5 protein-coding genes are annotated in these 14,293 nt (G+C 40.0%); all 5 read right to left on the bottom strand.

Annotation, left to right across the window (positions count from 1 at the left end; all coding sequences use genetic code 11):
* Positions 1-97: 97 nt before the first annotated feature.
* The 5 genes from RS893_RS08915 to RS893_RS08895 all read right to left on the bottom strand — a co-directional run bounded on the left by RS893_RS08915 (position 98) and on the right by RS893_RS08895 (position 14,249).
* Positions 98-2,629, bottom strand: a complete 2,532-nt coding sequence (locus RS893_RS08915) for a glycogen/starch/alpha-glucan phosphorylase (RefSeq protein WP_315790843.1) — start codon at positions 2,627-2,629, stop codon at positions 98-100.
* Positions 2,630-3,057: 428 nt separating this feature from the next.
* The gene (locus RS893_RS08910) at positions 3,058-4,542 is read right to left on the bottom strand and encodes a DHA2 family efflux MFS transporter permease subunit (protein WP_315790842.1); all 1,485 of its coding nucleotides are present in this window, start codon (positions 4,540-4,542) and stop codon (positions 3,058-3,060) included.
* Between the two features lie 151 nt (positions 4,543-4,693).
* On the bottom strand, positions 4,694-7,654 hold the full coding sequence (locus tag RS893_RS08905) for a methyl-accepting chemotaxis protein (protein WP_315790841.1): 2,961 nt from the start codon (positions 7,652-7,654) through the stop codon (positions 4,694-4,696).
* 544 nt (positions 7,655-8,198) lie between these two features.
* Entirely contained in the window at positions 8,199-11,261 is a 3,063-nt protein-coding gene (locus tag RS893_RS08900) for a hybrid sensor histidine kinase/response regulator (protein WP_315790840.1), read from the bottom strand.
* Between the two features lie 120 nt (positions 11,262-11,381).
* On the bottom strand, positions 11,382-14,249 hold the full coding sequence (locus RS893_RS08895; protein WP_315790839.1) for a methyl-accepting chemotaxis protein: 2,868 nt from the start codon (positions 14,247-14,249) through the stop codon (positions 11,382-11,384).
* Positions 14,250-14,293: the final 44 nt, after the last annotated feature.

The following is a 14,293-nucleotide window of genomic DNA, read 5'->3' as shown; positions in this document are numbered from 1 at the left end:
TTGTCTTTGCTGGCGTAAAGTGTGAGAAAGCACTTTTGTTTGATTTTGTATAAATTTTTATTAAACCTTCTGCCTTCAGTATAGCTGCCTTTGTGCGTCAAACCTTTAAACCAGCTTTAGACTGAACATACTCTTCTAATTCAATGGTCAATGGTTGTGTTTGCCAAATGTCCTGGCAATACTCCTGAATGGAACGATCTGAGGAAAATTTGCCGATCCGTGCTACATTCAAAATTGACATCCGAGTCCAATTGTCTTGGTTGCAATAAGCTTGACTGACCTGCTCCTGACAATCGATGTAAGATTGGTAGTCAGCAAGTAGCATAAATGGATCTTGGTAGAGTAAAGAGTCGAGCAGGGGACGAAATAAACCCGTATCGCCACCAGAGAACATTCCTGAAGCTATTAAGTCTATTACTTCTTTGAGTTGGCGGTTGGAATTATAGTAATTCCAAGGATTGTAGCCTTGGGCTTTGAGCGCGTATACTTCTTCAGTTCGTAGTCCAAATAAGAAGAAATTTTCTTCTCCTACTTCTTCACGAATTTCGATATTGGCACCATCAAGAGTACCAATAGTTAAGGCCCCATTCATAGAAAACTTCATGTTACCAGTACCAGAAGCTTCTAAGCCAGCAGTAGAAATTTGCTCTGATAAATCAGCAGCCGGGTATACTCTTTGACCCAAAGTCACATTGTAGTCTGGTAAAAAGACAACTTTTATGCGATCGCGCACCCAAGGATCAGCGTTAACAGCCTCGGCTACGGAGTTAATCAATTTAATGATCAGCTTAGCCATGTAGTAGCCTGGTGCAGCTTTACCACCAAAAATGAATGTACGCGGTGTAACCTCAATATCAGGATTGTGCTTGATGCGGTTATACAATGTAATAATATGCAGCACATTCAAATGTTGACGCTTATACTCGTGGATGCGCTTGACTTGAATATCAAACAGTGACTCTGGATTAACAACAATACCAGTTTTCTTTTGAATATATTTTGCTAAATGCCGCTTGGTTTCTAACTTAATTTGCTGCCATTGTTGACGGAAATTACTATTTTCAACAAAGCTTTCTAACTGTCTGAGGTCTTCAAGGTGCTTGATCCAGTTGTCACCAATTTTACTAGAAATTAAACTAGTCAAGCCAGGATTGCTTAAAACTATCCAACGCCGTGGTGTAACTCCGTTGGTTTTATTGCTAAATTTCTCTGGCCACAATTGATAAAAATCTCGCAGCACAGTCTGCTTCAGCAATTCAGTATGTAACGCTGCTACACCATTGATCGCATGACTACCCACACACGCTAGGTTAGCCATCCGCACATATCTATCACCTGTTTCATCAATCAATGATAATCTAGCGATTTTACCCTGGTCATAGGAGTCTTGTAACCGCACCTGATCAAGAAAGCGGCGGTTGATTTCGTAGATAATCTCCAGATGACGAGGTAACAATTTACCAAACAGGTTAACAGACCACTTTTCCAAAGCTTCTGGTAGCAGAGTGTGATTAGTATAACCAAAGGTTTTTTGGGTAATATCCCAGGCTTGCTCCCAACCAAATTGATGTTCATCCAACAACAACCGCATCAGTTCCGCTACGCCAATGGCAGGATGAGTATCATTGAGTTGGACAGCAAAGTTTTCGTGGAAGGTTGCCAAACTCTTGCCATGACGATCTAGATGAATGCGAATCATATTCTGGAGAGAACAAGAAACAAAGAAATATTGCTGTTCTAAACGCAGTTGTTTGCCTTGAGCTTGTTCATCGTTGGGATAGAGAACTTTGGAAATGTTTTCAGAGATGACCTTTTTATTAACTGCACCGTAGTAATCACCGACATTGAATGACTGAAAGTCAAAAGATTCAGGTGCTTCTGCTTTCCACAAGCGGAGGATATTAGTAGTATTGACTTTATAGCCTAGTATGGGTGTGTCGTAGGCGATACCTTTGACTACTTGGTCAGGAATCCAGCGTACTCGGTAATTACCATGTTGATCAGTGTAAGGTTCTGTGTAACCACCCAACTTAACTTCATAGGCTACTTCTGGACGGGGAATTTCCCAAGGATTACCCCACTGTAGCCATTTATCTGTAATTTCTACTTGCCAACCATCACGGATTTCTTGGTCAAAAATGCCAAATTCGTAACGAATGCCATAACCAATTGCTGGAATTTCCAAAGAGGCGAGAGAATCCATATAGCAAGCAGCAAGCCGACCTAAACCACCATTACCCAAACCAGGTTCTTCTTCCTGTTCAATTAATTCTTCGATATTCAATCCTGATTCTGCAACTGCTTTACGTACTTGTTCGTAAATATTCAGGTTGATCAGGTTATTTTCCAGCTGCGGTCCCATGAGAAACTCTGCTGATAGATAGCAAACAACCTTGACATCATTTTTCACATATGACCTTGTTGTGCTAATCCAGCGTTTGAGTAAGCGATCGCGCACTGTATAAGCCAGCGCCATGTAAAAATCATTTTTTGTGGCAATCTCAGGATACTTACCCTGAATATAAAAGAGATTATCTGCCATCGCCCGCCGTAAGGTTTCAATGCTCAGACCAGTGCGATCGTCTTCTATTTGTAAAGTTGCTATTGTACTGGGTTCGAGTGTAGTCATAACCTACCATTAGTAAGTGATTGTACAGATATACCATTCACGTCTGTACATTGGTTAGTAGTTAGTGGATGCTTTTCGGAACTACCACAATCGACTCCAGTCAAGCAGTAAGCTGTTTGAGTGTGGCGTCAAAATATACTTTTAAGCCCATGTTTATAAAAGCTTTAAAAAGCAGCACCACACTAAGAGAACTAGCCCAAGTTTATGTGCATAAATTAAGGTTATATTCTGAATGTTAATGGACGGTAATGTTTTATGGAAAGCTTGGTTAACTACAAATGGTATGGCTTGGAGATACGTCTAATTTTTCAGTTTTTGCAGCTAGTTGCAATGGTAGATAGGCTAGTTAAGATAACCAGTTAAGCCAGTTAGCTAGGATTTTAAACGCAAAGGAACGCAGAGTAAGCGCGGAGGTACGCAGGGTTTTTCTAAGAAATTAATGCTTCAGGATTATTACTAGGTAAATTTGGTGTTTTTTGAAAAAATATATTGACAATAAGCATAATTCCCTGCAAGATTGCCAAAATCATAAAAGTCCTGTGCATGGCAAAGACTAATGCTGGAAGTGGCATAGATGCAAGTGGTGTGGTCAGAGGTAGGTTAATACTACTGAGAGCTAATGTAGTAAATAAAGCTGATCCGAAGGGAATTCCTAGAGTTTGACCCAGTAGAGATGATTCGTTTAACAAACCCGAAACAACACCGATTTTGTTTTGAGGAGTAATACGCATGGTTGCTACATTATTGGGCGATCGCCACATCGCTAGACCTGCACCCATGACTATATCTGTGAGTACATAACCCAAGGGTGTTAACTGGGTACTAAAGGTGCTAGCTAGCATACAGCCAAATGCTAACAACATTAGACCTATCAGAATTAAATGACTACTACCAAACCTATCAACTAAACGCCTTGATATGTGTGCAATTATGGCGTTACTGATCGGCAAGGTGATCATTAACATTCCCACCTGATCAGTTGGATAATGTAAAACTAGTTCTAGGAAAAATGGGTAGATCAGCAACCGAGATGCCATGACTATGTAAACGACAACCATAGTCAAGAGATTGATACTAAGGATGCGATGACGAAACAAAGACAAGTCAATTATCGGTTGTCTGACCCGAGATTCAACCAAAACAAAAACAATTAAACCAATGATGGTGGTAATCAGTAAAATGAGAGCGATCGCACTATTAAAGCCCTGTTTTTGCCCTTCACTCATCGCTAAGGCAAAGTTCACCATCACCAGCACCAGCAGAATTGTTCCTAATGTATCAAAGTTTGCTTGATGACTACGGCTTTTTGGAGAAGGCGGAACACACCAAGTGAATAACAAAATGGCTATCATCCCTATAGGAAGATTAATTAGGAAAATTGCTCGCCAATCACTAAGCGTAACCAGTGAACCACCAATCGCCGGGGCCAAAACAGAACCAACAGAAAGTGTCATTACTGCAAGACTGAGGGCTAAGCCATATTGTGGGCTATGAGCAAACAACTCAGTGATCATTACCATCCCTAATCCCACAATTAGCACAGCACCGCATCCTTGCAAAACTCGAAAGCCAATCAGCCAAATAATTCCTGGTGCTAATCCACATAGTAATGAACTGATAGTACACAGGATTAACCCAGCTTGGAATAACTTCCGCCTGCCAAGCATATCACCTAAACGCATGGTGCTGAAAATCAGAGTAGTAAAAACAACAAGATAACTGATAATCACCCATTGAGAAACAGCCAGGTCAGTATCAAAAGCTTTTGTGATCGTAGGTAGGGCAATATTGACTGTAGAACTATCCAGCGTAAACATTATCAAGCCCAATATTATACTCAATAAAGCTAGCCAGATTTGAGACGGCGATCGCTCAGAATCAGAAGAATTTTGGGGTACTGGTTCGCTGTTCAATGGTATTGCCACTAATAAGATTGAAAGTTCTCATCATTCCATTTTCTCTTGGATCATTGCTCTCAACATACTCCTGAGGGGGATGAAGAATGTAGACGCGCGCTTAGGGTTAATGAAAATCAAATCGTCCCTATTGCCTATTTTCAACAATTTAATTCACCTTCAAAGTACTTACTGTTTCCTGTAGTTGTTGGCAAATTCTCGTCGTTTTTTGTAGAGACTCAGAAACTTGCACAGATGATGCACTAGTTGATTTTGAAGTAGTAGCAACTTGTTTCATCAATTCGCTGACTGTTTGCGATGTTTGGACTCCGTAGACTGTGGCGGTGGAAATTGACTGCACTAAAGCATCTATTTGTCGTGAAACATCTAAGATTTGATTCAGACTATGTTTGGCATCTTCAACTATCTGCGTTCCCTTAGCAACGTGAGTCACTCCTTCTTGCATCGCTGCTACTACTTCGTTGGTTTCCTGTTGAATATTTTCAACAATTTCTGCTACTTCTTTGGTTGCTTGCGCTGAACGCGCAGCTAGTTCGCTAACTTCTTCGGCTACCACAAGAAAACCTTGACTTTCTTCACCCATGCGCGCTGCTTCAATACCTGCATTAATAGCTAATAAGTTGGTTTGCATGGAAATATCATTAATTAATGCTACAACACGCGAAATCTCTTGGGTAGATTGCCCCAAACGTTTGACTTTCTTGGCTGTTTTACCTACGATTTCCCGTAAATTCAAGATGTTTTCCACTGTTGTATCCATCGCTTCTCCTGTTTTGGTGGCGGTGTTAGCGGCGGTGTTAACAACTTGTGCAGCTTGCTGGGCGCTAGACGCTACTGCTTGCATCGCCACAGTCATTTGAGCAACTGCATCTAAAATGCGGTTAATTTCGGTAGTTTGTGTCAGTGCTTGTTGTGTAAGATGGCGAATTTTTGTTTCGTTGCTACCAATCACCTCATCTAATTGCATTATTGACGCTTTGACTTTGATGATAATATCCCGTAGACTTTCAACAATGGAGTTGAAAAAGTCGGCAACTGTCCCTATTTCACATTCATTCACATCAACACGTACCGTCAAGTCACCTCGAACTACACCTTCAACATCTTCAAGTAATTCTAATAGTTGCTTTTGTAGGGCTTGTTTGTGTTGCTGTACTTCCCAAGAAGCTATCTGTGTAGTTTGATGACTTTGTTCGATTTGTTGGATTAGTTCTGCTTGTTCTAGAGCATAACCAATTTGAATAGCAACTTGTTTAAATAAATTAATTTCCCTATCTTGCCAATGGCGTTCATGGGAACACTGATGAGCCACCAAAATACCATATAATTTTCTATTAATAAAAACAGGTGTAAGTAGATATGCTTTGACTGCTTGGGATTCTAGTTGTTGGAGATATGATTGACTCAAATTATATTCGTAGATATTATGGACTGTTTTCACAGAACCTATTTCTAACTCATCAGAATACTCTTCTCCAAAATAGGGAATAGAAATATTTTCTTTTAAAACTTTTGACCAAGAATCAGCAACTGATTCAGCAATGATATTACCTTGCCAATGTCCATTCAAACTATAAAAAAGTACGCGATCGCTTTGCAGAGCATCTCGTATATCTGATACTGCTGTGTTGAGGATTTTATCACCACTAAGTACCTCTCGAATATGGGTAGTGATTTGCTGGAGTTGCTGTGTGAATTTTGTATCGTTTTTTTGACTACGCAACTCTTGTGTGATGGTATCTGCCATTTGATTGAAACTGACAGCTAGTTGACCAATTTCATCATCAGCGAAAACTTGAGCGCGAATATGGCGATCGCCTGCGGTAAATTTTTGAGTTGTTTGCTGCAAATCGTAAACTGGTTTGGTAATGGAACGTCTTAAGATTAATGCCCAAATACCAATTAAAGCGAAAGTTACAACAACTAATACCGTTTGTAGTAACCAGCTTTGTGTTAATAAGTTATTGAGAGATGTCTCAGGAGTTCCCCGTACTAAAATAGCTAATGGCTGCGCTTCATTAACAACTTTAGTCCTATTACCTTCTCCCAAAATTGTATTAGGTAAAACCTTAGCCGCCATAATATAAGTTTTATTACCTAAAACCACATGTTTAGTTACTATTGTTCCTAGATTAACCGCAACTGCTTCAGATAATAAAGATCTACTTTCTAGAGGTAATTCTATTTGGGGTTTGATGTGATTTAAATTATTTGTTTCTTCTTGTAGTTGGGAACTTAAAAGGGTAAATTCTCCCTTGGATTGCTGTAGATAAAACCCATGATAACCTGCTGGAAATGCTTGTAGAGTTTCTTTAGCGATCGCATCTTGTTTGTTCACGATATCACCAATCACTAAAGCACCGATAATTGCTTTGGTTTTAGGGTCTTTTATCGGCGTGATTAAATAGCGAATCAAAGTATCTTTTTTACCATATTTATTTGATAGAAAGGGAGATTCTCGACTTAGTTCTGACCTACTAATCATTCTAGTAGCTTTGATGACTTGAGAATTTTTTAAAGCCTCTTTTACTAAGTTACTAGGATTAAATGTTTCTCCTCGACGATTAGCATTGGCATTAGCAATAATTTTTAAATCTTTACCAACTAAAGTCGCATACTCTAAATTGAGAGCCTGAGATTTGTTTTTTAAAATTTGTTTAATTACCATTTGCCATTTCTGCTCAAAGCTTTCACCAGAATTATACAGATTCAGTGCTGTAATTAAAGCTGCATTTTCTGATTGGCTTCGTAAGCCAAAACTCATTTGATGAAATTTATTATCATAATTAAACTCACTAATTGCTAACTCTGATTTAGTTTGTTCAATTAATTGAGTTCGCAAACTTTGATTAATAAATAATTTTGTACTTACAGCTATACCTAAAATCGAAATAAGCTCACAGCTAATTAAAGCAATTAAATGTTTACGATTAAGAGTAAGATTATAAAACCATTTCAACAAAGATTTATAATTTTGCAGAGAATTGGTAATATTTAACTTGCTTGATTTTGAAATTCTAGAACTATCAATCATTAGCTGAGATGGAGATAGAGGAAATGATGAATTGCGATTTTTACTTTTGTTAGTAGTATTAAATGGATAACGCATAAGTAATTTTTCTGGATCCATAACTCAAATCAATCATTAGTAGACACAGTTAAACATAAAACTTTTAGATGGACTCCCCTGTTTGCTTACAGCATGACTGTCTATTCTGCTTTCTACTGATCAACTTAAGAGAATAATCCAGACAAAAGCTTTGGGTGTTTAGATACTAGTAATGCTTAGCTTTGAGTATAAGTTATATCATTTTTTAGATTTTAGGCAATAGACAAAAACCCCATTAAATCCTCTGTTTACAGAAAATTTGTGATGTTACTACTGGTAGTAAAGCAGACACAATATTATAACAATATGTTGTAAATATTAATTAGAGCGGTATTATACAAAAGACCTCTTGCACAAATATTTTTACCCCACCTAACCCTCAAATATGAAAAGTTTTTCCTTGCCTTTCCCCCAAAATAAGGGGAATTGAGAGGGTTGTGAGAATTTATGCAAGAGGTCTAATGTAAAAATGTAGATTTTAAAGTTTTTTTCTAGCTATCAGTCAGTTCTAAGATGAAATTATATTAACTCGCACTAACTGAACTTAGTTTTTATTTGCTCCTGCCAAAGGAAAAATAATTTCTTCGAGTGTTCTCAATAATTCTTGCTCATTGTAAGGTTTAGAGAAGTAAGCTCTCGCACCTAATTGCATTGCTAATTGTCGATGCTTGTCGCTACTACGAGAGGTGAGCATAGCAACTGGTATATTTTTAAATTCATTGTTTGATTTGACCCGACCTAAAAATCCATATCCATCAATGCGTGGCATTTCAATATCACAAATTACAGCCTGAACTTTTAAGCCACTTTGCAATTTTTCTAAAGCATCTTGACCGTCTTTAGCTTGTTCTACTAAATATCCTCCTTTTTCCAAAGTTAAGGCCAAAAAGCGCCGGACATTAATAGAATCATCAACAATTAAGATTGTTCCTTTTTGGTCTTTTGATGAGTCTAGAGTTTTTTCCTCAGATGGTGCGAGGAACACAGTTTTTAACCTTGCTGATGATAGTTGATTAGTTCTAGGTGTACGGTCATTAGCAGCAATCCAATACAGTAACTCGTTGACATTGACTAATGCCACAACTCGACCATCACCAAGAATTGTACAGTTGCTAAAGCCAGAAGGTAGAGAAATATTTCCTTCGACACGGCGGATAGCGACTTCTTGTTCGCCCCAGCAACGGTCGATTTGGATAGCGATTGGTTGATTGTTACCTTCGATAATTAATACACTAGCAGCATTAATTGCTGGAGGTGTTTCCAGGTTGGGGTTGTCATAGCGATAGCAATTAAATTCTAAGTAGCGACTGAGGCGAATCAACGGTAGCATGGTTCCTTGCCAGTTGATAACTTCACTACCTGCCATTGGGAAAACATGCTCATTTTGCAGGAGGAATATTTCCGAGACTGCATCTGTGGGGAATGCCAATAGCATACGGTTGCTTTCCACTAGCAACACACGAGCTACAGAAAGAGTAAATGGCACTAATAAAGTAAAAGTAGTTCCCACTCCAGGTACAGTATCGACCTTAACATCGCCCCGTACATGTTTAAGATTACTGCGAACTACATCCATACCTACACCGCGACCAGATAAAGTTGTGACTTGCTCGCTAGTACTGAAACCTGGCTCAAATATCAGGGAAAGTAGTTCTTCATCGGTGGCTTGGGCTAATAGAGCTGCATCTAAACCCATAGCTAAGGCACGGGCGCGAATTTTGTCCAAGGAAATGCCGCGGCCATCATCTTTAATAGTTATTATGGTGCGATTACCTTGATGAGTGGCTTTAATTTCGATTGTGCCTTGTTCTGGTTTACCACAGGCGCGCCGTGTGGCAGCATCTTCGATGCCATGATCAAAAGCATTTCGCATCAGGTGCATTAATGGCTCATTTAAAGCCTCGAGGATACTGCGTTCAATTAGGGTGCTAGCGCCTTCTATTTTTAACTGAACATTTTTGCCAAACTCTACGGATAAGTCGCGCAAAGCTCGGGGAAAGCGATCAACAACATCGGATAGAGGGCGCATCCTGACTTGAGTGAGCTTTCTCTGTAACTGTTTTGAGGTTTTGTTGAGCTTCCTAGCGATTTGATCTGTGTCGTCCACACTGAGTTGGATGTCAGCAGTGACTTCTTGCACCTGCACGATTGTTTCCATGACTTCTTGTGACAGCAGGTTTAAGTCGTTGTAACGATCCATTTCTAAAGCGTCAAACTTGCTTTCTATGTCTTGTGTCTGGTAAGCATAGTCAAATGCAAGCTGCTCGCCACTTCCCCCTAGCAATGGCAAAGATGATATTTCTGCTGAGATCACAGCTTGAGTCGCAATTCGGTCATAGGCTGTCCGGAGTTCTTGATTTTCTCGTTCCAAACTTTGAACGCGTTGGCTAAGATTGCGAATGAGTTTACGTAGTCTTTCTAGCTGTAAGTTTAGCCCGTTGCGTTGGATAATTAATTCTCCGAATAAGTCGTTTATTTGCTCGAGCTGTTTACTAGGAACTCGGACAGTATTTTCTTGAATTTCGCGGTCTTTGTTGGCAGCGATCGCTTCCCGTTTGGGTTCAACAAATTTGTAATCTGTTACCGGAATTTCTTTGGCAGTTACCCCAGTAGGCTCACCTAGCTCATCACCAACAGAGTTGCCCTCGTCAGCAAAGGCTGCTTCTAAGGCTTCAAAGTCTGCGGCGATGATTTCTTCATCTAGCCAAGTTTCTGCGGTAATTTCTGCTTGCAGAATCTCATCATCTTCTGCTGTGCTTGCTGTTTGTTGAAACTCTGAAGTTAATTCTTGTGTTGTAGATGGCTGGGTTGATAGTTGGATGAAAGTTTGTTCTAGATCAAGTTCTGTTGGTAAGCTATCTAGTTGATTTGTCAATACTAAGGCTTGCGATCGCCGCCATGCTGTTAAGGAGGCACGAGCAATTTCTTCAATTTCGTCTGGTTGTGCAGTATCTAATTGGTGAGCTATTGATTCACACAACTGGGTAAAAGCTTCTAGCTGGAGCATTTCGCCCAAGCCACCTAACTCTGCTGCCATAATGGCAACTTCTTCTTTCAAACAAGGTTGTTGATGATCTGCCAAGACAGATTCTAAGCGTTGTAAGCATCCTTCTACCTCAGTTTCAAAGAGTAAGGGTATAATATTTTGCCCATCCTCTTCCGGGGAGAGGATGGTTGTAGCGTCCTCTGGAGTCGGTTCACCCAAAAGCTGATGCAGTTCGTCAAAAACTGGGTAACAAAAAGTACTTAACCACTGCTCGTCTACAGTATTTCCTTCTGAGTGCAATTCGACTATCTGCCGCAGCCAATCAACTCCAGATAATAATAAACTTTGTAGTTCTGTATCAATTTCTAAAGAATTTTTTCGTGTTTTTAATACTTTAAAAGAATCTTCTAAACGGTGCGCTAGATCGGAAAGCGAGCGAAATCCCATCATACCTGCACCACCTTTGATGGAATGGGCAGCGCGGAGGGCTGCATTGATTTTGTCTGGAGCTATGCGGTGATTTGTCTCAATTTCTAATAATATTCCCTCCACTGTATTCAGATAATCTGTTGCTTCCTCCAGAAACTGCATCTGAATTTCTAATTCTTTGTCCTGTGACATAGTTGTTGTCCTTGGTCAAGAGTCAAGAGTCATTTATCATTAGTCATTTGTCATTAGTCATTTGTCATTAGTCATTTGTCACAGGCAAACAACCAAGGACAAATGACTAATGACCAATAATTAATTGACCTTGAACGTACCCACAGTTTCTTGTAAGTTTTGAGAAATCTTCACAGTCTGTTGCAGAGATTCAGAGACTTGTAAGGAAGAGTCACTGGTGCGTTTGGAAATAATCGCGATTTGTTTCATCAATTCGCTGACTATTTGTGATGTTTCAACTCCAGAAGCTGTGGTAGTAGAAATTGACTGTACTAGACCGTCAATTTGGCGTGACACTTCCAAAATTTGACTGAGACTACCTTTTGCTTCTTCAACAATGCGCGTGCCTTCCACTACCTGAGCAGTTCCTATTTCCATCGCTTGCACTACTTCGCTAGTTTCTCGTTGGATGTTCTCAACGATTTGTTCAATTTCTTTGGTGGCGGCTGCTGATCGCGCTGCGAGTTCTCCTACTTCTTCAGCAACGACGGCAAATCCTTGTCCTTCTTCACCTGCTCTTGCTGCTTCAATACCAGCGTTGATTGCCAGTAAGTTGGTTTGCATGGAAATCTGATTAATCAATGCCACGACGCGGGAAATCTGTTGTGTAGATTCTCCTAAACGCTTGACTTTTTTGGCAGTTTCGCCTACGGTTTCCCGGAGGTGGAGAATATTTTGCACTGTCATATCCATTGCTTGACCACTTTTAGCAGCAGTGGTTGAAGCATTTTGAGCAACGATCGCAGCTTGCTGGGCGCTGTCTGCTACGGCTTGAATAGATGCTGTCATTTGATCAACTGCATTCAGGGTGTGGTCAATCTCAGCAGCCTGGGCCAAAGCTTCTTCTGCAAGTTGGTGAATGGCGCCGGAGTTAGTGCCAATTGCCTGGTTTACTTGGCTAGCAGCAACTTTGACTTGGGTGACGATATCCCGCAAGCTTTCAACGATGGAGTTGAAAAAGTCAGCAACAGTACCTATCTCACCAGCAGTCACATCAGCACGTACTGTTAAGTCGCCACTAGCTGCACCTTCGACATTGCTGAGTAGTTCCAACAGCTGCATTTGTAGAGCTTCTTTTTGTTGCCGTTCATCTATGGTAGATTTTTCGGCAATTACCTTGGCTGTTTCTAGTTCTTGTAGCAACTTGGCTTGCTCTAGTGCGTAACCGACTTGAGTTGCTATCTGTTTAAACAAATCAATTTCTGTTTGTTGCCAAATCCGTGGACTGTCGCAATGATGAGCAATCAATAAGGCCACTAGTTCTTCTTGATGAACGATTGGTGCGATCAAATTTGCTTGGACTGCAAATCTTTCCAGCATTTTGATGTAGCAATCAGCGTTAGTGAGATTGGGGTCTTGATAAATATTTGTAATTGCCCGTACTCGCCCATCTTTGTAAGCATTGACATGACGTTCCCGAAAACAAGGATCATCTATTTGCACTCCTAACATTTTCGGGAAACTGCTACTGACTGCCTCGGCGACGACATCGCCATCCCATGTATCGGTATGAAATTTATAAACTATTACCCTATCTGTTTTCAGTGCTTGCCGAACTTCTCTAACTGTTGTTTTGTAAATGTCGTCTTCTTGAAGGCTTCTGCGTAGTCGCAAGGTAATATCTGCAAGTAATTTCGCCCGTTCTGCATCTTGCTCTTGTTCTTTAAGTGAAGTTTCTAGTTGTGCTGCCATTTGGTTAATGTTGGCAACTAAAACTCCGAGTTCGTCTTCTCCTTGGAAATACAGACGGGTGTTGAGTTCGCCCCGTCCCAGTTTTTCTACTGTTGCTGTTGCTTCCAAAATTGGTTCTGTGGCTCGTTTGGCTATCCAAGCAGCGATCGCTGCGACCATAATTACTGTTAGTCCTGTACCAATGGTGAAAGTCAATAATAATTCTCTTTGAAATGCAAATGCATTTGATGTATTGGTTGCCAGCAGTATGTCCCATTTCAAATCTGGCAAACCTGCTAATGGTTTGAGACCTACGAAGCTTAACAACTGCCAGCGATCGCCATGAACTGGATCTAATCCAATTACAGTACTTTCTTTAGAGCTTTGTAGTTTTTGGTATACGGCAGGATAATCTGTTTTAATGTTGCTATTTAAGTGTTCCGGTTCTGTCGTTATGAAAATTTTTCCAGATTTATCGAGGAAAAGATATTCCTCAATCACTCTTGTTCTTCCCACAACTTTTGTATAATCTTTTGCCAAATCTTCTAGAAGTTTCACAGGTGTACGTGCTACAGCTATAGCAATCGTATTACCTGTGCCATTTTCTTTTACAGGTGCGGCAATATAAATACTAAACTTATTTGTAGCTGGTGATATTTCTGGTTGACTGATATAAGGGCGATCGCTTTGTTGTACCGTCTGAAAAAAAGTGCGATCTTTGACGTTAGCAGCAGATTGTCCTTGGGATTTGACAATCAAATTACCGTTTAAATCGTAGATGGCAATGTTTTCATAAATTTTGCTTCCATCTACAATTCTAGTCTCAATGATTTTATCTAGTATTGCTTGTTTTTCTGGAGAGGGAGTGTTGACCCTTGTTTGGGAATTTATCAGTATTGGCAGATTAGATATGAACTGAATATCGCCATACCGTTCAACCATGAAACGGTTAACTTTGTCTGCCAAATCTTCGGCTTGAGATTGTTGCAGTCGGGAAATTTGGTTTTGAACAGAGTTTTTGGTAATTTGATAGGCTAGTACTCCGATCCCCAATACTGGTAGTGTACCAATAGCGATCGCCAGTACTGTTGCTTTTGTACCCAAACTCAAGCGTTTAAAACTAGCAAAGATACGATTCAAGGGAGATATTTTCTCTGTTTGATCGTTATTGGGCAAATCAGGGAACTTTACTACACTATCCGTAAGTTTTTGAGGAGGAAGCATTGATTTTCGATTTTCAATATCACTATTACTAGCCGCGTCCGTTTTATTAAACATAAAATAGTATCCCAGAATAGGTGGAGAATAACCCTAAACAAAGT

This window comes from Fischerella sp. JS2 (genome assembly GCF_032393985.1).
Lineage (GTDB): Bacteria > Cyanobacteriota > Cyanobacteriia > Cyanobacteriales > Nostocaceae > Fischerella.
The sequence above is the reverse complement of the archived record's forward strand: the minus strand, read 5'-3'. Positions and strand labels throughout refer to the sequence as shown.

Excerpts from the sequence above, each read along its gene's own strand:
- RS893_RS08905 (WP_315790841.1), bottom strand. The coding sequence starts at position 7,654 with ATGCGTTATCCATTTAATACTACTAACAAAAGTAAAAATCGCAATTCA.
- RS893_RS08915 (WP_315790843.1), bottom strand. The coding sequence starts at position 2,629 with ATGACTACACTCGAACCCAGTACAATAGCAACTTTACAAATAGAAGAC.
- RS893_RS08895 (WP_315790839.1), bottom strand. The coding sequence starts at position 14,249 with ATGTTTAATAAAACGGACGCGGCTAGTAATAGTGATATTGAAAATCGA.
- RS893_RS08900 (WP_315790840.1), bottom strand. The coding sequence starts at position 11,261 with ATGTCACAGGACAAAGAATTAGAAATTCAGATGCAGTTTCTGGAGGAA.